Consider the following 25,257-nt stretch of genomic DNA (forward strand, 5'->3'; position numbering starts at 1 on the left):
TTTCTTACCCTACTAAAGATACGATTTTTTGTGCGCCATCAGCCATTGATTCTGCAGATGTGATATTTAAACCGGATTCATTTAAGATTTGTTTGCCAAGCTCTACGTTAGTGCCTTCTAAACGGACAACTAAAGGAATTTCAAGGCCGACTTGTTTCGTTGCCTCAACAACACCCTGAGCGATAATGTCACATTTCATGATTCCGCCGAAAATGTTGACGAAAATCCCTTTTACGTTTTGATCTGAAAGGATAATCTTAAATGCTTCTGTTACCTTCTCAGCCGTTGCACCGCCCCCAACGTCCAGGAAGTTTGCCGGGTCCCCGCCGTAGTACTTGATGATATCCATCGTTGCCATTGCAAGTCCTGCTCCATTTACCATACAGCCGATATTTCCATCTAAAGAAATATAGCTTAAGTCATATTTAGAAGCTTCGATCTCTTTAGCATCTTCTTCATCAAGATCACGGTATTCAAGAATATCTTTTCTGCGGTAAAGGGCATTTGAGTCAAAGTTTAATTTTGCATCCAGCGCCATTACTTTTCCGTCTCCTGTTACAACAAGAGGATTGATTTCAGCAATTGAACAGTCTTTTTCAGTGAACGCTTTGTACAGGCTCATCATGAATTTAACAGCCTGCCCGACTAATTCTTTCTGAATATTAATATTAAAAGCAATTCTGCGAGCCTGGTAAGCTTGTAAACCTACAGCAGGATCGATTACTTCTTTGAAAATCTTTTCAGGAGTTGCTTCTGCAACTTCTTCAATTTCCGTTCCGCCTTCTTCAGATGCCATTAAAACAACACGTGAAGTCGCGCGGTCGAGTACAAGTCCGATATAGTATTCTTTCTTAATATCGCAGCCTTCTTCGATAAGTAAGCGTTTTACTTCTTTGCCCTCCGGACCTGTCTGGTGGGTAACTAGCGTTTTCCCTAAAATTTCTTTCGCATAAGTTTCTACTTCTTCAATATTCTTTGCAACTTTTACCCCGCCAGCTTTTCCGCGGCCGCCCGCATGGATCTGAGCTTTTACAACAACTACTTCAGTACCTAATTCTTTTGCTGCTGACACTGCTTCTTCAACTGTGAAGGCAACTTTGCCGTTTGGTACTGCTACTCCATATTTTCTAAGGATTTCTTTTCCTTGATACTCATGGATATTCATTTCCCATCCTCCTAACTTATGTACGAAAAATTAGACTGCGCTTTCATTTTATAAAATAGTTGATTCCTTGTCTACTATTCTGCAGAAATTCGTCGAATCCTTTATTTTTTTCTAACTTTTTCACTAAAATTATTTTTCTAGTAATATAAAATATTATCAATCTTGCCCTTTACTCTTCTCTGACATGGTTTCTGCTTCTTTATCAACATGATAAATAAATGAAAATATTTCAGCGACTGCCTGATAAAGTTCTTCCGGAATTTGCTCGTTCACTTCCATCTTATGAAGGATTTCAATTAATGACGGATCCTTGAATTGATTATAGATCGTGACCGTCATAATACGGTTTTGAATATGTAGATCAATCATAATATCTTTAAGAACATTCATGTTTAAGTAAAAAAGAACTCTGCAGTAATCCGGGTCGATTTCGCCCCTTTCGTTCTTTCTGCCCGTCCACTCGATGTTCAGATCGGATTGAAATTGCCCATAATGCAGCGGTATTTGCATGAAGCAGTGCTGGGTGATTCCTTGGTCAGCACCTAACAAAGCCTGTCCATTCAGCTTAGAAATAAGCTGATCGATTTTTTCTTTTACAGCCTGATTTGTCTGGTTCTGACTTGCTGTCAGCAAAAGAAGCTTCAAGCTGTCCTCTTGGTGTATAAGATCTGCGCCCTTTGCAAGCTGCTGTAATAAGGAGATTTCCCCCTTTAAACCAAGCTGCTTTTGAAAGAAAGATAATACACCGGCCAGATTGTTTGCATTATTTGCGAAATCCTGAGCAACCATTGAACCTATTTGAGCCTTCAGAGCATTTAACGGGAGCTTTTCTGTCTCTATTACGCTGTTCAGCTGTTTTAATTGATCATACAGGGTTACCCTGCTCTGAACCTCACATAAGGAATTTATGACCGCGTCCGACAGCGGAAGGTTATTTTTCAGGGCGAATGATAGGGACGACATCAGCTTTGCTGGATGATCACTTCCTGAATCTGCTGCATGCTGCAATACTTGCTGAAGGTCTTTTCGGGTTATCCCAGGGTGCTCCCGCAGCACCCGCTGCAAGAAATCAACATGCTCTTTTGTTCTGGCAATATTTGCTTCTTTAAGGAGCTTCAGAATAAATTGCGGTGCATCTGAAGGCTCATCGCGGCCATTAGCTTTGGTCAGCATTTTCAGAAGAACGGAATTGCCCTCTTTACTGGATTTAACTTCATACCAATAGGTCCCTGAAGAAGGAAGGCTGCTGTCGATCATCGCCTTTAGTTTAGTATCTCCAATTTGTATGACGGCAAGGTCACCGCTTTTTTCAAGGATCTTTCCATAAATGATGCTGTTCTTCCTGAATGCAGGCATTTCTTCTTTTTGAATGAGCATCTGCCTTTTACCTGCAATGATTTTATTCATTATTACTGCTCCCTTATTTACTTAATGCCATTTCTTTCACAGGTGAAAAGCTCTTGCGGTGATAGTCTGTTACACCATTCTTATTTAAAGCTTCAAGATGCAGCTTTGTTCCATATCCCATATTTTGATCAAACCCGTACTGGGGAAATTTCTGCGCAAGCTTTTTCATGATTCGATCTCTGGTGACTTTTGCCACGACGGAGGCCGCAGCGATGCTCACGCTTCTTGCATCCCCTTTTATCAATGATTCTTGAGGGATTGGCAGGGCAATCTCCATCGCATCAATGAGCATATACTCAGGCCGCACAGCGAGCTCATCTACAGCCTTCAGCATAGCAGCTTTAGTAGCCTGATAGATGTTCATCTCATCAATTTGCGCAGGTGAAATAGCCCCGATTCCATAAGCGACAGACTCACTGACAATTATCTCAAAAAATAACTCTCTTTTTTCTGCTGACAGTTTTTTGGAATCAGTTAACCCTGGCAGGAAAAAATCTTCAGGAAGGATAACAGCAGCAGCCACAACAGGCCCTGCCAGAGGACCGCGTCCGACTTCATCAATTCCGCATATGTATTTATATCCCTTGTCTCTTGCCTGACGCTCAAATGTCATCATGTCTTCAAACATCTGCTTATCTCTTTTCTTCTGTTCAAATTCACGCATCCATTTTTCGACCAGTTTTTGTACACTTTTTCGTTCATCTTTTCCGCATTCAAGTAAAAAAGGGTCGCCTGTATGTTCGATTTGAATCAATTTTTGCCTGATTTGCTCAGTTGTTTGTTTTTTCATGGATATCACAGCCTTTATTTATCGGTATGTAGGTATAAAAGCGAAAAATGAGTTAATTACCCTGGACTTTCTTCATTCTTCATTTACAAAAAAAATAAAGACGCGCCATATAGCGAGTCTTCTTTTCTTATTGCTGAATGCTTTCTGTCGTTTCAAAGCTCAGGCGTCCCAGTTTTTCAGAGCGGATTTCTCTTAGGAGAAGCTCGGATGTTTTATCATAGTCCACCCAGCCGCCAGACATGATGCATCCTCTTTTTTTCGCTACAGCATCAAAAAGCTCAACACGATCCTCAGGGATTTCTTCAAGTGCATATCTTTCTTTAAGCCGATTTGGATACTTTTCGCTTAAAAATTCCAATGCATATAACGCAACTTCCTGAAGGTTTAAGATCGCATCTTTTATAGCACCTGTAGTTGCCAGTTTTAGTCCGACAAGCTCATCTTCAAATTTAGGCCATAGAATTCCTGGAGTATCAAGCAGCTCAAGCTCCTTGCCTACTTTAACCCACTGCTGGGCAGTAGTGACTCCCGGACGATCTCCGGTTTTCGCCATATTTTTCTTTGCCAGACGGTTGATAAGCGTCGACTTTCCGACATTTGGAATGCCGATAATCAATGCGCGAATCGCTCTTGGTTTAACCCCTTTTGCAGCCAGTCTGTCAAACTTTTCTTTCAGGACTTCTTTTGACATCGAAACAATCTGTTTCATGCCGGTACCAGTTTTAGCGTCTATCGGCAATGCGTGAATCCCCTGCTCTTTAAAATAGGCAAGCCATTGCTGTGTCGCCTTCGGATCAGCCATGTCAGCTTTATTCAGCAGCACAATTCTCGGTTTGCTCGATATAATTTCATCGATCATCGGATTTCTTGATGATACCGGAATTCTCGCATCTACAAGTTCAAAAACGATATCTATTAACTTTAATTTTTCGGTTACTTGACGTCTTGCTTTGGCCATGTGGCCGGGAAACCATTGGATAGTCATACTTTACACCTGCTTTATTTCTTTACTCAACAAATCGAATATCATTTAATGGCCAGTAGATCAGGCTTGTTTGTCCCATTACCTCATCTTTGGATACCGGGCCGATATGGCGGCTGTCTTTGCTGTATCTGCGGTTATCACCCATTACAAACAACTGGCCTTCAGGGACTTCTTCAACTGTAAACGGTTCTGTTAAAGGTCCGTCAATTAACGTGTTTTTATATTCATCTAAATAAGGCTCTTCATAGGCTTTTCCGTTAATGTAGAGCATATCATCACGGTATTCTACACGCTCTCCCGGAAGTCCAATGACTCTTTTGATGTAGTCCTTTTCTTCAGTTGCATGAAAAACGACAATATCAAACCGCTCCGGTTCACCTATTTTATATCCTATCTTATTAACTATCATGCGGTCCTGATCGTGCAGGGTAGGCATCATGGACAATCCATCCACAACAATTGGTGCAAATAAGAAATATCGGATAACGGCTGCGAGTATTACTGCAATAGCAAGTGCTTTGATCCATTCAAACAACTCGCTCTTTTTTCGAGTCATCTTTAAGCTCACCTTCTCATACACGTTTTTGTCATGAATCTTTTATTGTCAGCTTTTCATTGTTTATATTAAGAAAAAAGGGCTTGTTCAAAGCAAACAAGCCCTTTTTGGTACGATCGATTATCGAATTTCTTTAATACGAGCCGCTTTACCGCGTAATTCGCGCAAGTAGTAAAGTTTCGCACGGCGTACTTTACCGCGACGGATAACTTCTAACTGTGCGATTTTAGGTGTGTGAACTGGGAATGTACGTTCTACGCCTACCCCATAAGAAATTTTGCGAACTGTGAAAGTTTCGCTGATTCCACCACCACGACGCTTAATGACAACACCTTCAAAAATCTGAACACGCTCACGAGTTCCCTCAACAACTTTAACGTGTACACGTACAGTGTCTCCAGGACGGAAAGCAGGAAGATCAGATCTTAATTGTTCTTTAGTGATATCTTCAATTAGTTTTTGCATCGTTTTCAACTCCTTCCAACAGATGTTCATTACAAAATAAATCATGCAGCGGAACACCGTTTTAGTGTGATGAGCGCCAAATGCCTTTCAAGGAAAAACACTTTATAGGCAACCAAATCACAAGAAACATCATATCATATCGAATCTTCTCATGCAATACTGCATTTAACCTTTTTTAAATTCTTCTATCCACTTTTTCTGCTTGTCTGATAGATCGAAGGAGTTCAGCAAATCCGGTCTCCTGTTAAAAGTCCGGCGAAGCGATTCTTTTTCCCGCCATTCATCAATTTTAGCATGATTGCCGGAGATTAAGACATCCGGAACCTTCATTCCGCGGAATTCAGATGGACGAGTGTAGTGAGGATGCTCCAGGAGCCCTGTGCTGAAGGAATCGAGCACAGGAGAGTCCTCATTGCCCAAAACGTCCGGAAGCAGCCTGACGACGCTGTCAGCGATAACCATTGAAGCCAGTTCTCCGCCGGTAAGAATAAAATCTCCAATCGAAATTTCATCCGTTACTAAATGCTCTCTGATTCTCTCGTCATATCCTTCATAATGTCCGCAGATAAAAACAAGATGGTCTTCCTTTGCCAGTTCCTCTGCTTTTCTCTGAGAATAGGTTTCACCCTGGGGGCATACGAGAATAATTTTAGGGGCAGATGCACTTTCCTTTTGAATATCTTGTACAGCATCAAATATAGGCTGCGGCTTAAGAACCATGCCCGCTCCTCCGCCATATGGATAGTCATCAACAATGGAGTGCTTATGGTCAGAGTAATCTCTGAAATTGGTTACTTTAAAGCTGACGGCACCCTTTTCTTCCGCTTTTTTTAAAATGGAATTGCCGATTACACCATGAAACATTTCGGGAAAGAGGGTTAAGAAATCAATTCTCATTCGTCAATTAGTCCTTCCATTAATGAAATAATAATGCGCTTTTCTTCAACATCAATTTCTTTAACAACGTCGTCAATGAAAGGAATTAACGCATCCTTTTTGTTTTTTCTTTTGACAATCCAGACGTCATTGGCCCCTGTTTCGAGAATTTCTTTAATCGTTCCAATTTCTTCTCCAGCGTCTGTTAAAACAGTACATCCAATAATTTCGTGAAAATAGTACTCACCTTCATCAAGATCTGTTAACTGGCTTTCAGGGACTTTAATAAGATAATTTTTATATTTCTCGACATCATTAATAGAACCATGCCCTTCAAAGGTAAGAAGATCAAATGTTTTATGAAAACGATGTGTCTTTATTTTTACTTCCACAGGCTCTTTTTGTTCAGATTGAAAGAGATAAAGAACGTTGCCTGTCTGATATCGTTCTTCAGGAAAATCGGTCGTTGATAAAACTCTGACTTCTCCTTTTACACCGTGAGTATTTACAATCTTACCTACATTAAACCATTTTTCTGTCATTACCATTCACCTCTAGCGTATTTCGACTACAAAACCATCTTTAATCACAATCGTCTTTTCCTTTATAAGATCATCCCAGCGGTCCCCGACATGAACCTCCAGAATGGCGTTCATCTCTTTTTCTTTTATTTCGCTTCCAAGCGGCAGGATATGTATTTGCTGTATTTGAAAGTCGGCTATTTTTATTTTGTCCATCCGCTTTGATATTTCCCGCTGATATTGTTTGCGCATTTCTTCTGTCTGATTCGTTTTTTCTTTTTTCTTGAGCTGAAAGGCAAGCTGATCAATTTCCCGTTCCAGCTGCTGTTTGGTTTGCATGAAATGATTTAAAAGCTGTTCCCTGCTCGTTTCTGTCAATATTTGTTTGACGGTAACTGTCTGGAAGATTTCCATCGCCATTCCTCCGGTAAGCTATTCTAATAACAGAGATATTCAACACTTTCATTGTACAAAAAAAGAGGAGGTTATACCTCCCCTTTTTTGCTTAATCATTAATTTCCAACTGGACTCTTTTTTTAGAGTTAGATCCTGCTGCGTATACAACAGTCCGAATCGCCTTCGCTATCCGGCCGTGTTTTCCAATCACCTTGCCGATATCATCTTGATGTAAGGTTAATTCGTAGACAATTTGATGTTCACGTTCATTTTCTACAACAGACACATCTTCAGGATGGTCAACAAGCGGCTTCACGATCGACTCGATTAACTCTTTCATCATTCAGCCTTACTTGCTGTGTTTAGCGTTATGGAATTTTTCCATAATGCCTTGGTTTGAGAACAAGTTGCGAACTGTGTCAGATGGTTTTGCACCATTTTGCATCCATTTAAGAGCAAGCTCTTCGTTAATGTCAACGATTGCCGGGTTAGCAACAGGATTGTAAGTTCCAACTGTTTCGATGAAACGTCCATCACGTGGTGAACGAGAATCTGCAACTACGATACGATAGAAAGGAGATTTGTTAGCTCCCATGCGTTTTAAACGAATTTTTACTGCCATTTTATAAAGCACCTCCGAAAATATTTCAACAAGATAGTATGATATCAATGAAAAAGCACTTTGTAAAGTGTTTTTTCTTAACACCTAAAAATTGTTACATAAACGGAAATTTCATTCCGCCTTTTTTCTTCCCTTTTGACATGCTCGTCATTTGCTTCATCATCTTTTTCATGTCCTCAAATTGCTTTAAAAGACGGTTAACTTCCGGTACGGTCGTTCCGCTTCCTTTTGCAATCCGTTTTCTGCGGCCAGAGTTGATGATTTCAGGATGCTGTTTTTCTTCCTTTGTCATCGAACGGATGATAGCTTCAACAGAACCAATCTGTTTCTCATCGACTTGAGCATTTTTTAAACCTTTAATTTTGTTAGCGCCAGGGAGCATTCCAAGAAGCTCATCAAGCGGTCCCATGCTGCGGACTTGTCCGAGCTGTTCGAGGAAGTCGTCAAATGTAAACGAAGCAGTCCTCATTTTTTGTTCGAGTTCTTTTGCCTTATCTTCATCCACATTGGCCTGTGCCTTCTCAATCAATGTGAGAACATCGCCCATGCCTAAAATACGGGATGCCATGCGTTCTGGATGAAATGCTTCAATCGCATCCAATTTTTCTCCAAGACCAACGAATTTAATCGGTGTTTGGGTAACAGATCTGATGGATAGTGCAGCCCCGCCTCGAGTGTCACCATCAAGCTTTGTCAGGACAACGCCTGTTAAGCCGAGCTGATCATTGAAGCTTTGCGCTACATTTACGGCATCCTGTCCGGTCATTGCATCAACAACGAGGAAAATTTCATCAGGTTTTGATAATTCTTTTACCTGCTGAAGCTCATCCATCAGTGTTTCATCAATATGAAGACGGCCTGCTGTATCAATCAGAACGTAATCAAGATGCTCTTTTTTTGCATGTTCAATCGCCTGCTTGGCAATTTCAACAGGACTCACTTGATCACCCAAGGAAAAGACAGGCATATTCAGCTGTTTTCCAAGCGTTTCAAGCTGTTTGATGGCAGCTGGACGGTAAATATCTGCAGCGACGAGAAGAGGATTGCGGTTATGTTTCTTTCGAAGCAGGTTCGCAAGCTTTCCTGTTGTCGTTGTTTTACCGGCACCTTGCAGTCCAACCATCATAATAACGGTTGGCGGTCTGTTGGCGACGGCAATTTTGCTCTGTTCGCCGCCCATTAAAGCAGTCAGCTCTTCTTTAACAACTTTAATGACCTGCTGGCCAGGAGTTAAGCTTGTCATAACTTCCTGCCCTACTGACCGTTCGCTTACTTTTTTTACAAAATCTTTTACGACTTTAAAGTTAACGTCTGCTTCTAGAAGCGCTAAACGCACTTCACGCATCATTTCTTTTACATCAGACTCCGACACTTTGCCTTTGCCGCGGATTTTTGCGATTGTATTCTGCAGTCGGTCGGCTAATCCTTCAAATGCCATACATGCCGCCTCCTAATCTAATTTCTCCAGCGCCTCAATCAGCGTCAAAAAAAGTGAACGTTCCTGATCAATCTTGAACGCTGCAGCTTTTAATTGTTTAATCAATTGTTGACGCTCTTGAAATTTTTGAAAAAGCAATAGTTTGGTTTCATATTGCTCTAACATTGCCTCAGTTCGTTTTATGTTATCATACACGGCCTGCCGGCTAATGTCGTACTCTTCAGCAATTTCACCCAAGGAGTAATCATCAAGATAATAAAGCGACATATAGCTTTTTTGCTTTGGTGTTAACAACGATTGATAAAAGTCAAAGAGATAATTTACTCTCGTTGTTTTTTCAAGCATCACTCAGCGTCTCTCCTTTGTTAAGGGAATTGCCTTTACAAGTCATTAGTTTACAAGCTATTGAATTCCTTGTCAAGTTTTTTTCTTAACACTTAGAAAAGCGGAACCGACTGGTCAGACCCGTTTTTTCATGCATAGGATTGAATTTCCTGCTATTTATTTAAAGGAACTGAAAAAGAAAAAAACTGTCTCAGCTTAAGCCGTAAACACGACTTCATGAGACAGTTTCATCTGTTTATGCTTCTTCTACTAAATCAGCAAATAGTCCATATACATACTGTTCTGCATCAAATTCCTGAAGGTCATTCATTTTTTCACCGAGGCCGACAAATTTCACCGGTATGCTCAGTTCATTGCGGATAGCAAGGACGATGCCGCCTTTTGCAGTTCCATCAAGTTTCGTCAGGACAATACCTGATACATCTGTCGCCTGAGAGAATTGTTTCGCCTGGACCATGGCATTTTGGCCTGTTGTTGCATCAAGGACGAGCATGACTTCATGCGGGGCACCAGGGATTTCACGTTCAATGACGCGCTTCACTTTTTCGAGTTCTTTCATAAGGTTCACCTTATTTTGCAGCCGTCCTGCTGTATCACATAATAGGACATCTACTTTCCTGGCTTTAGCGGCCTGAACAGCATCGAACATGACAGCAGCTGGATCTGAACCGGCTGATTGCTTGATCACATCAACTCCTACGCGCTCTCCCCATACTTCAAGCTGTTCAATCGCACCGGCGCGGAATGTGTCACCTGCAGCGAGCAGGACGGACTTGCCATCACTTTTAAGTTTGTGTGCGAGTTTGCCGATCGTCGTTGTTTTTCCAACACCGTTAACTCCAACAAACAATACGACGTTTAATCGGCCTTCTTGAATATCAAGTTTTGGCGATTCGGCATCTTCTCCTTGATAGATGTCAACGAGTTTTTCTGAAATGACAGAGCGCACATCTTTTGAATCTTGAATGTTGCGTCGTTTAACTTCTGTTTTCAGCTCGTCAATCAGTTCCATAACCGTTGATACGCCAACATCGGCACCGATCAATACCTCCTCAAGCTCTTCAAAAAACTCTTCATCTACTTTACGGTAGCGGGCTACAAGGTTATTTACCCGTTCTGAAAATGAGACCCGTGTTTTTGTCAGGCCGTCTTTAAATTTTTCCGGTGAAGAATCCGGCTGCTGCTGCTGTGTAAATTTCTCTTTTAATTTTTTTAAAAAACTCATTCAGCTTCTTCCTTTCATCCTGATTGCACAAATTCTTTTGTTTCTTCCAAGCGGACCGATACCATTTTAGACACGCCTGACTCCTGCATGGTGACGCCATACAGAACATCAGCATCTTCCATCGTCCCTTTGCGGTGGGTAATGACGATAAATTGTGTGTCTTTGCTGAATTTCTTCAGGTATTGAGAAAATCTGTGGACATTCGCTTCATCAAGCGCTGCTTCAACCTCATCAAGTACGCAAAATGGCACAGGACGGACTTTTAAAATTGAGAAAAGCAATGCGATTGCCGTTAATGCACGCTCTCCGCCAGATAAAAGACCCAGGTTTTGAAGTTTTTTTCCTGGAGGCTGAGCGACAATATCTACCCCTGTGTTCAGTAAATCATCCGGGTTTGTAAGCCTGAGCTCTGCACGGCCGCCGCCAAATAGCGCTTGAAAGACAGATTCGAAATGAAATCTGATTTGGGTAAAGGTATGATGAAATCTCTTTTTCATTTCTTCATCCATTTCATCGATGACCTGATAGAGAGTGTCTTTGGCTTCTTGAAGGTCATTGCGCTGATCAGTCAGGAAATGGAACCGTTCTGAAACTCTCTCATATTCATCGATCGCTCCAAGGTTGACAGTTCCAAGCTCTTCAATCGCAAGCTTAATAAGTTTTACGCGCTTGCGTGCCTCATTGACATCAAGATCCAGTACATATTTTTCCTTCGCCGCTTCAAATGTAAGCAAGTATTCCACGCGCAAATGATTTAATCGATTATCAAGCTCTACATCAAATCGGTTTAATCTGACCTCTTCATCTTTTAAAAGATCTGAAAGCTGCTTGTGCTGCCTATTTAATTCTTTCACTTCCCGTTCAGAAACTTCAAGCTGATCCTGGAGTTTCAGGCGCTGATTTCGTCTGACGGAAATCAGTTCAATGGTCTTGTTTTTGTCTTCGCGTTTTTGACGGGCAGTTTCCTCCAATTTTTCCTCGCCCGAGAAATTGGAATTCATTTCATCGTGCAGGAAATTCAAATCTTCCCGTGCTTCAGTCAGTTTCTTATGCTGATTATCAAGCTCAAGCTTCGTCCGCTCTGCTTTTTCAAGCTGGTTTTCGAGTGATTGCTTTTTGCTTGCTAAAACAACTTTTAGATCTGTTATTGCGTTTTGAACTTCTTCTTTAGAAGATTGCTGGGTTGTTTTTTGAGCCGATAATTCGGCGATAAGCTCATCCAGATGCTTCATTTTTTCCATAGAAGCATCCAGCTGTACAGCAAGCTCTTCTTTCCGCTTTATCATTCTGGCCTGTTCATCCTGATATGATTCTTTTTCAGCATCATAAAGAGAAAGATGATTGTTAACATTCTTCTCGTTCATTTCCATCTCTCTCAGTTCGGACCTCACTGACTGTGTTTCAATCCTCAGCTGTTCTCCTTTTTCTCTTTGAACCTCTAATTGCTGATCCTGAGCCAAAATCGAGTGCTTCAGTGATTTCACATCTTCTTCGAGCTGACTTGTTTTATCGCTCATTTCTTTATATTGCTTTTCAATCGTTTCTAATTCGCGGCTGCGGCTTAAGAGTGAATTGTTTTTTTGCTTGACCGCTCCGCCTGTCATCGATCCCCCAGGATTTACAACATCTCCGCCCACTGTAACGAAGCGAAAACGGTAGTTTAGCAGTTTAGCAAGTTCATTTGCACCCTTCAAATCTTCTGTGACAACGACTGTGCCGAGCAAATTAGATACAGCCCTCTGGTAGCGCGGGTCAAAAGAAACCAGGTCTGAGGCAATTCCTTTAAAAGCACTGTGGGTCCTAAGAGTTTGAAGATCATGCGCTGATATGGTGCGTTCCTTCATTACGGTTAAAGGCAGAAAAGTTGCCCGGCCAAACGCATTTTTCTTCAGATATGAAATGGCTGTTCTTGCAGCTTGTTCGTTTTCAACAACCACATGCTGCGCAGCACCTCCAAGGGCAATTTCTACAGCAGTTTCAAATTGCTTGTCCGTTGTTATAAGCTCTGCAATAGCGCCATGAATGCCTTGGAGCTGATTACGCTGCTTAAGCACTTCCTTTACACCCTGGAAAAAGCCTGCGTAATCCTCCTGCATGGTCTCAAGCATTTCTTTGCGCGATTTCGTCTGCTGCAAATATTGATAAGCTTGATAGAGAGACGTTTCTCTTTTTTGATAGGCTGCTTTATCCTTCTCTAATTTTGCCTGTGCAGCACGAAAGGTTTTAATTTGTTCATCCAGCTGAGCTTCAAGTAAAGAGAGCTTTGCTTCAAGTCTTCGCTTTTTCTCTTCAATCTCAATCCGCTCATTAATGTATTTTTGATTCGCATCTTTTAACCGGCCGGTTTTCTTTGTTTGCTGATCCATTTGATCATCTATGTAAGTCATTTCATTTCTTGCCTGGGCCTGCGCATTCAGCAAATCAAAATATTCACTTTTGAGAGATTCGATTTTCTCTTCAATGTTTTGATCGTACGTGGACAGCTGTGTTTGTTTTTCCTGCAGCTGCATTTTAAGATCGCTGACTTCTTTTTGAAGCTTTTCCAATAATGCTGACTGAGTTTTCTTTTCATTTTCAAGAGCTGACGTGCGTTCAGATGCTTCTTCGATTATTTTTTGAAGCTGCGATTTATTCTGATGTGCATTTTTTTTACGCTCTTTAAGTACCTCTTTGCGGCCCTCGAGCTTTTCAAGGTCCTCACTTGCCAGGAGCAGCACTTGCTGAAGATCATTAATTGATTCGTCTAAAGCCTGTGACTGATCTCTGATTTGTTCAATTTCAGCCTCTTTCTTTTGAACAGAAGCGAACAGACTGCTTTCTTGCAGTCTTCCATTCTCAACAGTCTCTGATAAAGACTCCCATTTTTTATGCAGCTCTTCAATTTCATAGACAGTGAGTGCTACTTCAAATTGCTCCAGCTCTTCTTTTTTCTCAAGAAAATCCTTTGCAATCGATGCCTGAATTTTAAGAGGCTCAACCTGGCCTTCAAGCTCATGAAGAATATCTTGAACACGATTGAGATTTTCCTGCGTTTCCGCTAGCTTGAACTCTGCTTTTTTCTTTCGTGTTTTATATTTTAAAACACCTGCCGCTTCTTCAAAGATGCTGCGTCTTTCCTCCGCTTTGCTGCTGAGGATTTCTTCCACTTTTCCTTGGCTGATGATTGAAAAAGCTTCTTTGCCAAGGCCGGAATCCATAAAAAGATCCACAATATCTTTCAGCCGGCAAGACTGATTGTTTATATAAAAGTCGCTTTCACCGGATCTATACACTCTTCTCGTAACCGATACTTCATGATAATCGATTGGCAGAAACTGATCTTCGTTATCAAGGGTGAGAGTAACCTCCGCCATATTTACGCCTTTTCTCGAGTCACTGCCGGCAAAGATAATATCCTCCATTTTCGTTCCCCGGAGAGATCGTGCCGACTGCTCGCCGAGCACCCATCTGATGGCGTCTGTTATATTGCTTTTCCCGCTGCCGTTGGGTCCGACTACTGCGGTCACCCCTTTTACAAAATCTACATTCACCCGCTCTGCGAATGATTTAAATCCTACTATATCCAAACGTTTGAGGAACATTTAGGATCCTCCCTACTATTCTTTAAAATCAACCATATTCTATCATAATTCAGGCCAGTTTGTTTAAAAAGATAAAGCTCCTTCCCGCTTATCATTCAGATGCTCGGATAATTTAATAGAAATCTTGAAGGAAACCATTATTTTCTCATCTTGTGAAAACTGCTGAACATAAAGAGAACCCCCTGATTTCCGGGGGTTAATTCATCTTAATGAGGTTTCAATTTTGTTAATGCTTCCTGGGCGGCATGCTGTTCAGCCGCTTTTTTTGATTTGCCGTTTCCGGTTCCGAGAATTTCTCCATTTAAAGAGACAGTGGCTACAAACTCACGATTGTGGGCAGGGCCTTTCTCCTGAAGAATTTTATATTCCAAAGAACCTTTGCTGTCTCTTTGAACAAACTCCTGCAGCTGACTTTTGAAATCCATCACATGAGAAAAAGCACCATCATTAATTTTAGGAAAAACACATTTATCTAAAAAGGCAACGACAGGATCAAGCCCTGAATCCAAATATAAAGCTCCGATAAATGCTTCAAAAACATCTGCTAGCAGAGCAGGTCTAGCTCTTCCGCCAGTCATTTCTTCACCTTTACCAAGCAGTACAAGCTTTCCAAATGATAATTCATTTGCGAATGCTACAAGCGACGGCTCACATACAATAGCTGCACGGACCTTTGTTAAATCACCTTCGCTCATTGTTGGATATTTCTTAAATAAAAACTGAGAAATCGTTAATTCTAAAACTGCATCTCCTAAAAATTCCAGTCTTTCATTGTCCTCGTAAGGCTTTTTGCGATGCTCATTCACATAGGATGAATGTGTGAAGGCTTGATACAAAAGTCTTTCATTTTGAAATGTATGGCCAATTTGTTCTTGAAATTGTTTGAATTCTGCTTTTTTGACAAACGATCTTCTCTCTCTGTAATTCATCTTCGGCATAGGTACCTCCATCACTTAAACAAACGCATCTTTTCTTTTTTGTTCCCATGTTTTAAAAGGGATAAAGCCCCGCTTTAAAACGGGACTTTAAATGCAACATTACTGTTGACTTTGTATGTAGTTCACAGCGTCTCCCACTGTTGTAATTGTTTCTGCATCTTCATCAGAAATCTCCATATCGAACTCATCTTCAAGTTCCATAACAAGTTCTACTACATCAAGGGAATCCGCACCTAAATCGTCTTTAAAAGAAGCTTCCATTTTTACTTCAGCCTCATCAACACCAAGACGGTCAACGATAATTTTCGTTACGCGAGCCAGTACATCTGCCATAACATTTCACCTCCCCTCAAAGTATTATAGTGTATATCCAATTAAAAAACTAGCCGAAATCAGAGAATCCAAAAGAAGACCTCTAAATCTTTTTTACATGACCATTCCGCCGTCGATATGGATCGTTTGCCCTGTGATATAGCTGCTTTTATCAGAAGCTAAAAACGTTACCGCATTTGATATGTCTGATGGCTCGCCAAACCGGGCAAGCGGAATTTGCTTCAGCATTTCATTTTTCACTTCTTCTGTCAGTTTATCCGTCATATCGGTTGTAATAAACCCGGGTGCGATGGCATTGACGGTAATATTTCTCGATGAAAGCTCCTTAGCTGCTGTTTTCGTTAAACCGATAACACCAGCTTTTGCCGCTACATAATTCGCCTGACCAGGATTTCCGCTAACTCCTACAATGGATGCAATATTGATGATTCGTCCTTGACGCTGCTTCATCATTTGGCGGGTAACTGCTTTTGTTGTGAGAAAAACACCTTTTAAATTGATGTTAATGACATCATCCCATTCAGAGTCTTTCATTCTCATCAGCAGATTATCCTTTGTAATGCCGGCATTGTTAACTAGTATGTCCAATCTGCCGAATTGCTCCACTGTGGCTTTGACCATAGCAGTTACAGCATCACTGTCGCTGACATCTGCCTGAACGGCAAATGCTTCTCTGCCGAGTGCCTTTATTTCATCAACAACTTCATTCGCTTTTGCTTCGCTCCCAGCGTAATTTACAGCTACATTTGCACCATTTTGAGCCAATTCAAGTGCAATGGCGCGGCCGATTCCTCTTGATGCTCCAGTAACTAATGCCACTTTACCTTCAACCATTATTTGACCTCCCTGAGCTTTTCGATTGCAGCTTCGATTGACGCTAAGTCAGATACAGCAATCGTGTTCACCTTGCGATCGATTTTTTTCACTAATCCTGAAAGAACTTTTCCAGGACCGATTTCAACAAATGTCGTAACACCCTGTTCAATCATTTCGCCGATTGATTGCTCCCATCTTACTGGTGAAAACAATTGTTCGACAAGCAGGGTTTTTATGTCTGCGCTGCTTGTTACAGGCGCTGCCGTTACATTTGCCACCACTGGTATAGAAGCATCACTAAGGCTTACTTCATCAAGTATGCTTTTAAACTTTTCTGCAGCAGGCTTCATCAGCTCTGAATGAAACGGACCGCTCACATCAAGCGGGATTGCTCTTTTCGCGCCATTTTCTTTTGCTAATGCAGATGCCTTTTCCACGCCTTCAGCTGTTCCTGAAATGACAATCTGACCTGGGCAATTTAAGTTCGCCAGCTGTACAGAGAAGCCATCGTTTGTGATTTGCTCTGTTACTTCGCGAAGCTCATCTGAATTCATTCCCAGAATGGCTGCCATAGCTCCGACACCTGCAGGAACTGCTTCGTTCATATATTCTCCGCGTTTTCTGACAGCATATACAGCATCTTCAAAGGAAAGAACTCCTCCTGCAACAAGTGCTGTGTATTCTCCAAGACTGTGTCCAGCAACAAAATCCGGCTGAATCCCGCTTTCTTTCAATTTTTCCAATAAAGCGATGCTTGCTGTCAGCAGAGCCGGCTGTGCGTTGTATGTTAATGTCAGCTTTTCTTGCGGACCTTCAAAGATTAACTCAGAAAGCTGAAAACCAAGCTTGTCATCTGCAGCTGCAAACACACTGCGCGATGCTTCAACTTCATCATACAGATCTTTCCCCATGCCGACGGTCTGCGACCCTTGACCAGGGAAAATAAAGGCTAGTTTACTCATATTCTATCTCCTCTCAGGCCCCGAACAGAGTTCGTTTTTTCAATTGTTTTCTGAATGGTTTTGCAGACGTCGTTGTTTACCATCTCACGCGCCTGGCGGATTGCATTGTAGACAGCGTTAGGATCTGAAGAGCCGTGCGCTTTAATAACCGGCGCTTTCAGGCCGAACAATCCGGCACCGCCGTACTCAGAGTAATCCATTTTCACTTTGATCTCTTTTAATTGCGGCTTTAATACTGCTGCTGCAAGTTTAGATTTCATATTGCTGGTCAGTGCTGACTTCAGCATTTTAAATACGGACAGCGCTGTTCCCTCTATTGTTTTTAAAGCAACATTGCCGGTAAATCCGTCCGTAACAACGACATCAGCTGCTCCGTCAAGAAGATCTCTTGCTTCAACGTTTCCAATAAAGTTTAAATCGGATTCTTTCAATAATTGAAATGCTGCTTTTGTCAGCTCATTTCCTTTTTTGTCCTCTGTGCCGACATTCAGCAAACCGATTCTTGGGTTTGCAAGGCCGCGGACCTTTTTGGCATAAATGGAGCCCATGATTGCGTATTGCTGCAAATGCTCAGGCTTTGCGTCAACATTTGCCCCAACATCAAGCATTAAGAAACCTTGTCCTTCAATGGTTGGAAGTGTCGGCGACAATGCCGGCCTTTCAATTCCATCAATTCTTCCTACTATAAACAAACCTGCTGTCATTAATGCACCGGTGTTCCCGGCAGATATACAGGCATCAGCCTGTCCTTCTTTTACAGCGTTCGCCATCAGCACCATTGATGCATCTTTTTTTCTTCTCACCGCTCTGACAGGTTCATCTGTTCCTTCAATAACGGTATCAGTATGTACAATTGTAATTCTTTCCGGATTTGAAAGATGTTCTTTTATAAGTGCTTCTTTACCGTATAAGATAATCTCAATATCGTTAAATAAAGTGACAGCTTTCATTGCACCTTCTACGATTGCTTTAGGGGCATTGTCTCCTCCCATTGCATCAATTGCGATCTTCATTGCTGAAACCTGCCTTTTTCATTGTTTTTGATCGATACATGTCAAATGTGCCTGAGAAAACCAGCTCGGTTCCTACATAACTGTTCACATCAACAGTCGTTCTTCCTTTATCTTCATCTACTTTTATCACTTTAGCTTTTGCGATCACTCTTTCTTTCTCTTTAACCTGTCTTGTAAAACGAATATTCGCCTTAGCCGTTAAAGCCAGTTCATCATCTATTACCGCAACTGCCAGTGAATTCGCCTGAGCAAATAAATGATGGCCGCGTGCGATTTGATTCCGGACAAACACATGCTCCTTTTTCACTTCGAAAATAGAAATGGCAGAGGAATCAAGATCAAGATCGATAATTTCGCCGATTACTTCTTCTAAAGGAAGTGATTTCACTTCATCGTCAAGCTGCTTGACAGCTACATGCTTAATTCGTTCGCGAAGCTCAGGAATAGAAAGCTCAAGCCGGTCAAGCCTGATTGTCTGTATGCTGACACTGAATTTATCCGCGAGCTCTTCATCGGTAATAAAAGGTGTTTCATTTATAGTCTGCTGCAGCATCGACTGCCGCTCTTTTTTTGATTTTCTCATTTAGTGACACCGTCCGCACTCTTAAGACTAGGTACTAATAGTAGTATATAATCAAATAAAGCAGATTGCAAGGTCCAAATGCAATCTGCTTTCTATGTTTTCGTATTCTATTAATCTAATTTATCACCATCAACAACACCTGTTTTTTCCAGATAGTCTCTGAGCTCCCTGTAATCATCCGAATGCCAGAAAGCTTCGGATTGAACGAGCTTTGCCGCATCACTCCGGGCAGTTTCAAGCGCACGGTAATCATGAACCATATCAGCCACTTTAAACTCAGGCATACCGCTTTGCTTTCTGCCAAAAAAGTCTCCCGGGCCTCTGAGTTCCAGATCTTTCTCTGACAGTTCAAAGCCATCCGCTGTTTCTGTCATAACCCGCATGCGTTCTTTGCCGGTTTCTGATTTTGGATCTGCAAGCAGAATACAGTAAGACTGTGAGCTTCCTCTTCCTACTCGTCCTCTTAATTGATGGAGCTGTGAAAGGCCGAAGCGCTCTGCATCATAAATCATCATAACAGTCGCGTTAGGTACATTGACTCCTACTTCAACAACGGTTGTCGAAACCAAAATTTGAACCCGGTTTTCACTGAACTCTCTCATCACTTCATCTTTTTCAGCACTTGTCAGTCTGCCATGCATCAGTCCTACATTCCATTTGTCTTTATAAAAATGAACGAGGGTGCCGTGAACATCGATTGCATTCTGAACATCAAGCTTATCCGACTCTTCAATAAGGGGACAGATAACATAAGCCTGTCTTCCCTCCTGCAGCTCTTTATGAATAAAACGAAGAATGCGGTCTAGCATTTCGTGCTTCACCCAATACGTTTCAATTTGTTTTCGGCCAGCCGGAAGTTCGTCGATCACAGAGACATCCATTTCTCCAAATGCCGTGATGGCAAGCGTTCTCGGAATTGGAGTAGCTGTCATAAACAGGACATCCGGATTTTCTCCTTTAGCGCGCAGCACTTTTCTCTGCTCAACACCAAAGCGATGCTGTTCATCTGTTATAACAAGTCCAAGTTTTGCAAAATGGACATCCTGCTGAATCAGGGCGTGTGTTCCGACTATAAATTGGATTTCACCATCTGCAACTCTCTGTAGCAGTTCTCTTCTTTTTTTCCCTTTCACTGAGCTAGTCAGCAAGGAGACATTGACAGGGAAGCTGCTGAAGGTTTGCGCAAGTGATTCTGCATGCTGTTCTGCCAAAATTTCCGTCGGCACCATCAAGGCAGCTTGATAGCCTGATAAATGAGCCGCATACATGGCAATGGCCGCAACTACGGTTTTACCTGAACCTACATCTCCCTGAAGGAGGCGATTCATGCGGTAATTTGACTTCATGTCGGTTAAAATTTCACTGACAACCCTTTGCTGAGCATTTGTTAGCGGAAACGGAAGTGATTCCGTAAATCCGTCTAATTGCAATGGATCGATCTTATGGATAATTCCATGCGACTGCTCCCGCTGAAATTTTCGCAAAGCCTGCATTTTCAGTTGAAATAGAAGGAATTCCTCATAGACAAAATATCTTCTTGCATGCTTTAAATCCTCATGCTTCAATGGATGATGCATCGTAAAAATTGCCTCTTTTTTTGGCGGCAGACGATAGGCCGCCATCAGCTGCAGAGGAATCATATCCGTTATGTCTGAAGCGTATTGACTCAATGCCTGATTGATGAATTTCCTCATCGTTTTGACTGTTATCTTTTCTTTAACAGAGTACACCGGTTCAATTTCATGCTGCTTTGCCTGTGGACCAAATACGATTTCACTGACGGAAATCGTCTGCCGGTGTTTGTCCCATTTCCCTGAGATGGTAATGATGGACTGCAGAGCAAGCTTCTTTTTGTAATATGGGCGGTTAAAAAACACGGCGCTGATTAAATATCTTCCAACGAGAACCCGAACAGTCAGCCTTGATTTCTTTTTGCCGAAAAAGGCAAGAGAAGGTTCACTATGAACCTTCCCCTCGACTGTCACCCGTTCATCATGCTGTACTTCCGCTAAGTCTTTCAGGCGATAATCTTCATAACGATATGGCAAATATTCAATTAAGTCTTTTACTGTATAAATGCCCATTCCATTTAAGATCTCTTCAGACTCCGCCCCTATTCCCTTTACTGCACTGACAGGCTGCATGAGATTATTGTCCGCGTTCATCAAGCGAGATCCCAAAAATTTTCGCCTCGAGTTCACGGCCGGTTGGAGTTGCCGCCAGTCCTCCCTGCGCTGTTTCTTTAAGAGCAGTCGGCATGGATTGCCCAATGCGGAACATCGCATCGATCACTTCATCACAAGGTATGCGGCTCGTAATGCCTGCTAAAGCCATGTCAGCAGCAATCATTGCATTTGCAGCACCCATAGCATTTCTTTTTACGCACGGAACTTCTACTAAACCGGCTACCGGATCGCAAACTAGTCCGAGCATATTTTTCAGAGTAATAGCCATTGCCTCTGCAGCCTGACTAGGTGTGCCGCCTGCCATCTCCGTTATGGCAGCTGCAGCCATGCCTGAAGCAGATCCGACTTCAGCCTGACAGCCTCCGGCAGCTCCGGAAATAGATGCATTATTTGCAACGACAAATCCAAAAGCACCAGACGTAAATAAGAAATCAATCATTTGTTCCCTGCTTGGATTTAATTTAGCTTTCACAGCAAAAAGAGTACCTGGAACAACGCCCGCTGATCCTGCAGTAGGTGTTGCGCAGATTGTTCCCATTGCAGCATTAACTTCGTTTGTGGCAACCGCTTTACTGACGGCATCCAGAATAATTTCTCCAGAAAGGAAATTCCCCTTTTGAATATAGGCCTGCATGAGAACAGCGTCTCCTCCAGTCAGCCCTGAATGAGATTTCACCCCGGCAAGTCCCTTTTCAACGGCTTGTTCCATTACCGTTAAATTCTGATCCATCATGGACAAAATTTGCTCGCGTGTTCTTCCGGTCATTTCCATTTCCTGCTGAATCATAATTTCTGCTATTTTAACGCCCTTGCTTTCTGCAAGTTCGACTAGTTCTGCTACATTTCGAAACATGTTTTTTCCCCCAGTCACATCACTGCTTCTTTCAGCTTAATCTGCTATTTTCGTTACTTGAAGAATATTCGGCAGTGTTTTAAGTTCATCCAGTACAGCGGTATCAATGTTTTGATCTACTTCAATTGTCATTAGTGCAAGCTTGCCTTTTTCCTTGCGAGCTACATTCATATGGCCAATATTAATCGCATATTTCGCCAGAACATTCGCTACAGCTGCAATGGCGCCAAAACGGTCATTGTGAACAACTAATATGGCAGGATGATTTCCTGATAATTTCAATTCAAATCCGTTCAGTTCAGTAATCTCAATTTTTCCGCCGCCGATCGAGATTCCCACCAGCTCAAGCTGGCCTTGATCGTCGCCAATGATGACACGTGCTGTATTCGGATGATCGGTTATGGCTTCCTCTTCAGTGAAGGTTACTTTCATTCCTTTTTGATCTGCAATCTCTAAAGATGTTTTTATTCTTTCATCAAATGTGTCAAAATCAAGCAATCCGCCGATAATGGCTACATCTGTGCCATGTCCTTTAAACGTTTTGGCAAACGAGCCGTAAAAAGAAATAGCCGCCCACTTCGGCTCTCTTCCAAACAGGCTCCGTGCCACTCTCCCGATTCTTGCAGCCCCTGCTGTATGCGAGCTTGACGGGCCGATCATAATGGGTCCAATGATATCAAATACACTTCTATATTTCATAATATCCCCCTAAGCTTAGAAAAAAGTTACTTACAAAATCTAATTCTCCCCTGCAAATCTCAGTTTACCAGAAAATGATCCATTGCGAAAACGTAATCATACTGGAAAAAAGAAAGATAAGGAAAGCTTATGAAATTTCAGCTTACATAAGAAATAGAAGGGGGATCCCCTTCTACTTTTATTGTATTATTCAATTGAAAAGATGTAAGAATATAAAGGCTGTTCACCCTTATGAGCTTCTACGTCTATTTCTGTATATTTTTCTTCAATGAATTGAACCAATTCCTGCAATTCATCATCAGCAGCATCTTCACCTTGAAGAATTGTAAGAATTTCATCATCTTCTGAAATCATGGCTTCGAGAAGTTTTTTCGCAGAGGCTAATTGGTTTGTGTCCTTTGTTACAATTTTGCCATTTGCAATTCCCATAAAATCGCCCTTTTCAATATCAAGGCCGTCAATATTCGTATCGCGGACAGCGTACGTAATTTGACCTGTCTTGACAGAGCCCAGAGCGTCCTTCATGATTTCTTCATTGTCTTCTGCAGATGCTAAAGGATTGAAGGCAAGCATTGCTGCCATTCCTTGAGGCACTGTTTTTGAAGGAATAACGATTACGTGATCATCAACAACAGAAGCCGCCTGCTGAGCAGCCATGACAATGTTTGAATTGTTAGGCAGGATAATGACATTCTCTGCATGAACATCTTTAATGGCCTGAACAATATCCTCTGTGCTTGGGTTCATCGTTTGTCCGCCTTCAATGACAGAATGAGAGCCGATGCTTCTGAAAAGATCAGCAATGCCTTTCCCCATTGTCACGGCAACGATGCCGAATTTTTGTTTTTCTTTCTTTTTGGAAACAGGTTCAGCAGCAGGCATAGACGGGACGTTATCAAGCAAGCTTGTATGCTGCTGGCGCATGTTTTCAATTTTCATGTTGATCAGGCTTCCATAACGCTGGGCATATGTTAATACCTGTCCAGGATATTCTGCGTGAATATGTACTTTAACGATTTCTTCATCAGCAATAACTAATAAAGAATCACCGTGCTCACTGAGATCCTGTCTGAACGCTTCCTCAGTAAAAGCGTCTTTGTCATCTTCAAACCGCACCATGAATTCTGTACAGTAGCCAAATTCAATGTCTTCTGTATTGATGTGGGAAGCTACACTTTTATGATGTTCAGCGCTCACAAGATCAGTCATCGAAGCAGCAACCTTAATATTTGACACTTTTTCGCCTCTCAGCTCAGCAAGGAAACCTTCATATACAAATACAAGACCCTGTCCGCCGCTGTCGACTACTCCGACCTCTTTAAGTACAGGCAATAAATCCGGCGTTCTCTCTAAAGATGCTTTAGCTTCTGTTAAAATCGCTTCCATTAATTGATCAATTGAAATCGATGAATCAGCTTCAATTGTATCAATCGCTTTTTTGGCAGAGTCTTTGGCAACGGTTAAAATCGTACCTTCAACAGGTTTCATAACCGCTTTATAAGCAGTGTTGACACCAGCCTGAAGCGCGTTTGCAAAATCAGCGCTTGTAATCGCGCTTTTTGATTCAATCGCTTTTGAAAAGCCTCTGAACAGCTGGGACAAAATAACACCTGAATTCCCGCGTGCTCCCATTAATAGGCCTTTTGAGAGTGCTGCACCGACCTTGCCAATGTGTTCAGAAACATTATTTTTAACCTCTTTCGCACCTGAGGTCATCGAAAGGTTCATATTTGTTCCAGTATCTCCATCCGGAACAGGAAAAACGTTTAATGCATCAACGTATTTTGCATTGTTTGACAGGTGACCTGCTCCCTGCAAAATCATTTCCGCAAAACGTTTTCCATCCAAAGTTGTAATTGTCACGGACTTTTTCCTCCTTACTACGGGTTCGTTACACGAACACTCTGAACAAAAATATTGACTGAATCAACAGCTAGTCCAACTGTTTTATCCAGTGTGTACTTCACTTTCGTTTGAACATTATGAGCCACTTCAGAGATTTTAGTTCCGTAGCTGACGATAATGTACATATCAATATTGATATGATCTTCTTCTTGGCGGACAATAACTCCGCGGCTGAAATTTTCTTTTCTTAAGATCTCAGTGATGCCGTCTTTGATTTGATTTTTTGATGCCATTCCTACAATGCCATAACAGTCAATTGCTGCACCGCCTGCAACCGTTGCAACGACTTCGTTGGATATGTCAATTTGTCCGTACTTTGTTTTCATCTCAATGGACATGATTGTTCCCCCTTTGGTATTGTTCGCATAGGCTAAAGCTATTTTACTATATACAAGAGATTTTTAAAAGTTAATCTACAGTACTGCCACGGGACATCTTTCCCTATAGTATTATTCAGCATGAAATATTCATGTATGTCAAGGGAAAATTCTTGAAAGCAAAAGCAAGAACTATTGCATTCCGAAAGGAGTTGTGATAAATTATTAAAGTATCTCATGACAAACAAGATTAGTATGTTTGAATTGGAAAGGTTTTTTG

26 protein-coding genes are annotated in these 25,257 nt (G+C 41.8%); all 26 read right to left on the reverse strand.

Annotated elements, in window-relative coordinates:
* Nucleotides 1–4: 4 nt before the first annotated feature.
* Nucleotides 5–1,165, reverse strand: coding sequence for an ADP-forming succinate--CoA ligase subunit beta (gene sucC, locus QFZ72_RS18125; RefSeq protein WP_307435981.1), 1,161 nt, complete (start codon nt 1,163–1,165; stop codon nt 5–7).
* 156 nt (nt 1,166–1,321) lie between these two features.
* Complete coding sequence (locus tag QFZ72_RS18130) at nt 1,322–2,572, reverse strand: EscU/YscU/HrcU family type III secretion system export apparatus switch protein (protein WP_307435984.1); 1,251 nt, start codon at nt 2,570–2,572, stop codon at nt 1,322–1,324.
* 13 nt (nt 2,573–2,585) lie between these two features.
* Entirely contained in the window at nt 2,586–3,362 is a 777-nt protein-coding gene (locus tag QFZ72_RS18135; protein ID WP_307435987.1) for a ribonuclease HII, read from the reverse strand.
* Nucleotides 3,363–3,489: 127 nt separating this feature from the next.
* Nucleotides 3,490–4,347 (reverse strand): ribosome biogenesis GTPase YlqF, encoded by an 858-nt coding sequence (gene ylqF, locus QFZ72_RS18140; RefSeq protein ID WP_307435990.1) that lies wholly within the window; start codon nt 4,345–4,347, stop codon nt 3,490–3,492.
* Nucleotides 4,348–4,369: 22 nt separating this feature from the next.
* Nucleotides 4,370–4,903 (reverse strand): signal peptidase I, encoded by a 534-nt coding sequence (lepB, locus tag QFZ72_RS18145; protein WP_307435994.1) that lies wholly within the window; start codon nt 4,901–4,903, stop codon nt 4,370–4,372.
* A 120-nt stretch (nt 4,904–5,023) separates the two neighbouring features.
* The gene (rplS, locus tag QFZ72_RS18150; RefSeq protein WP_223442272.1) at nt 5,024–5,368 is read right to left on the reverse strand and encodes a 50S ribosomal protein L19; all 345 of its coding nucleotides are present in this window, start codon (nt 5,366–5,368) and stop codon (nt 5,024–5,026) included.
* A 165-nt stretch (nt 5,369–5,533) separates the two neighbouring features.
* Entirely contained in the window at nt 5,534–6,265 is a 732-nt protein-coding gene (trmD, locus tag QFZ72_RS18155; protein ID WP_307435997.1) for a tRNA (guanosine(37)-N1)-methyltransferase TrmD, read from the reverse strand.
* Nucleotides 6,262–6,786: a ribosome maturation factor RimM gene (rimM, locus tag QFZ72_RS18160; protein WP_307436000.1), complete on the reverse strand. Its 525-nt coding sequence runs from the start codon at nt 6,784–6,786 to the stop codon at nt 6,262–6,264. Before rimM ends, trmD begins: the two co-directional genes overlap by 4 nt.
* A 12-nt stretch (nt 6,787–6,798) precedes the next feature.
* A complete protein-coding gene (locus QFZ72_RS18165; protein ID WP_307436002.1) occupies nt 6,799–7,179 on the reverse strand; it encodes a YlqD family protein in 381 nt (126 codons plus the stop codon).
* Nucleotides 7,180–7,270: 91 nt separating this feature from the next.
* Nucleotides 7,271–7,501, reverse strand: a complete 231-nt coding sequence (locus tag QFZ72_RS18170; RefSeq protein WP_133311086.1) for a KH domain-containing protein — start codon at nt 7,499–7,501, stop codon at nt 7,271–7,273.
* Nucleotides 7,502–7,510: 9 nt separating this feature from the next.
* Nucleotides 7,511–7,783, reverse strand: a complete 273-nt coding sequence (gene rpsP / locus QFZ72_RS18175) for a 30S ribosomal protein S16 (protein WP_070877225.1) — start codon at nt 7,781–7,783, stop codon at nt 7,511–7,513.
* A gap of 94 nt (nt 7,784–7,877) precedes the next feature.
* Nucleotides 7,878–9,221 carry a signal recognition particle protein gene (ffh, locus tag QFZ72_RS18180; RefSeq protein ID WP_070877224.1) on the reverse strand — a complete coding sequence of 448 codons (1,344 nt, stop codon included), beginning with the start codon at nt 9,219–9,221 and terminating at the stop codon, nt 7,878–7,880.
* Between the two features lie 12 nt (nt 9,222–9,233).
* The gene (locus QFZ72_RS18185) at nt 9,234–9,569 is read right to left on the reverse strand and encodes a putative DNA-binding protein (RefSeq protein ID WP_307436007.1); all 336 of its coding nucleotides are present in this window, start codon (nt 9,567–9,569) and stop codon (nt 9,234–9,236) included.
* Nucleotides 9,570–9,801: 232 nt separating this feature from the next.
* Nucleotides 9,802–10,791, reverse strand: a complete 990-nt coding sequence (gene ftsY / locus QFZ72_RS18190; RefSeq protein WP_307436009.1) for a signal recognition particle-docking protein FtsY — start codon at nt 10,789–10,791, stop codon at nt 9,802–9,804.
* A gap of 14 nt (nt 10,792–10,805) precedes the next feature.
* The gene (smc, locus tag QFZ72_RS18195) at nt 10,806–14,372 is read right to left on the reverse strand and encodes a chromosome segregation protein SMC (protein WP_307436012.1); all 3,567 of its coding nucleotides are present in this window, start codon (nt 14,370–14,372) and stop codon (nt 10,806–10,808) included.
* A gap of 206 nt (nt 14,373–14,578) precedes the next feature.
* A complete protein-coding gene (gene rnc, locus QFZ72_RS18200; protein ID WP_252205128.1) occupies nt 14,579–15,310 on the reverse strand; it encodes a ribonuclease III in 732 nt (243 codons plus the stop codon).
* A 99-nt stretch (nt 15,311–15,409) separates the two neighbouring features.
* The gene (gene acpP / locus QFZ72_RS18205; protein WP_307436017.1) at nt 15,410–15,643 is read right to left on the reverse strand and encodes an acyl carrier protein; all 234 of its coding nucleotides are present in this window, start codon (nt 15,641–15,643) and stop codon (nt 15,410–15,412) included.
* Nucleotides 15,644–15,736: 93 nt separating this feature from the next.
* A complete protein-coding gene (fabG, locus tag QFZ72_RS18210) occupies nt 15,737–16,477 on the reverse strand; it encodes a 3-oxoacyl-[acyl-carrier-protein] reductase (protein WP_307436020.1) in 741 nt (246 codons plus the stop codon).
* Nucleotides 16,477–17,421: an ACP S-malonyltransferase gene (gene fabD / locus QFZ72_RS18215; RefSeq protein ID WP_307436022.1), complete on the reverse strand. Its 945-nt coding sequence runs from the start codon at nt 17,419–17,421 to the stop codon at nt 16,477–16,479. Before fabD ends, fabG begins: the two co-directional genes overlap by 1 nt.
* On the reverse strand, nt 17,418–18,434 hold the full coding sequence (gene plsX / locus QFZ72_RS18220) for a phosphate acyltransferase PlsX (RefSeq protein ID WP_307436025.1): 1,017 nt from the start codon (nt 18,432–18,434) through the stop codon (nt 17,418–17,420). The genes fabD and plsX overlap by 4 nt, the downstream gene beginning before the upstream one ends.
* Nucleotides 18,418–19,017 carry a transcription factor FapR gene (fapR, locus tag QFZ72_RS18225; RefSeq protein ID WP_307436028.1) on the reverse strand — a complete coding sequence of 200 codons (600 nt, stop codon included), beginning with the start codon at nt 19,015–19,017 and terminating at the stop codon, nt 18,418–18,420. Before fapR ends, plsX begins: the two co-directional genes overlap by 17 nt.
* A 110-nt stretch (nt 19,018–19,127) precedes the next feature.
* Nucleotides 19,128–21,182 (reverse strand): ATP-dependent DNA helicase RecG, encoded by a 2,055-nt coding sequence (recG, locus tag QFZ72_RS18230; protein WP_307436030.1) that lies wholly within the window; start codon nt 21,180–21,182, stop codon nt 19,128–19,130.
* Nucleotides 21,166–22,056 carry an L-serine ammonia-lyase, iron-sulfur-dependent, subunit alpha gene (gene sdaAA / locus QFZ72_RS18235; protein WP_252205122.1) on the reverse strand — a complete coding sequence of 297 codons (891 nt, stop codon included), beginning with the start codon at nt 22,054–22,056 and terminating at the stop codon, nt 21,166–21,168. Before sdaAA ends, recG begins: the two co-directional genes overlap by 17 nt.
* 36 nt (nt 22,057–22,092) lie before the next feature.
* Nucleotides 22,093–22,755 (reverse strand): L-serine ammonia-lyase, iron-sulfur-dependent subunit beta, encoded by a 663-nt coding sequence (gene sdaAB / locus QFZ72_RS18240; RefSeq protein WP_223442225.1) that lies wholly within the window; start codon nt 22,753–22,755, stop codon nt 22,093–22,095.
* Between the two features lie 186 nt (nt 22,756–22,941).
* Nucleotides 22,942–24,618: a DAK2 domain-containing protein gene (locus QFZ72_RS18245; RefSeq protein WP_307436036.1), complete on the reverse strand. Its 1,677-nt coding sequence runs from the start codon at nt 24,616–24,618 to the stop codon at nt 22,942–22,944.
* 17 nt (nt 24,619–24,635) lie between these two features.
* Nucleotides 24,636–24,998, reverse strand: a complete 363-nt coding sequence (locus QFZ72_RS18250; protein WP_307436039.1) for an Asp23/Gls24 family envelope stress response protein — start codon at nt 24,996–24,998, stop codon at nt 24,636–24,638.
* Nucleotides 24,999–25,257: the final 259 nt, after the last annotated feature.

The sequence above is a fragment of the Bacillus sp. V2I10 genome (assembly GCF_030817055.1).
Lineage (GTDB): Bacteria > Bacillota > Bacilli > Bacillales > Bacillaceae > Bacillus_P.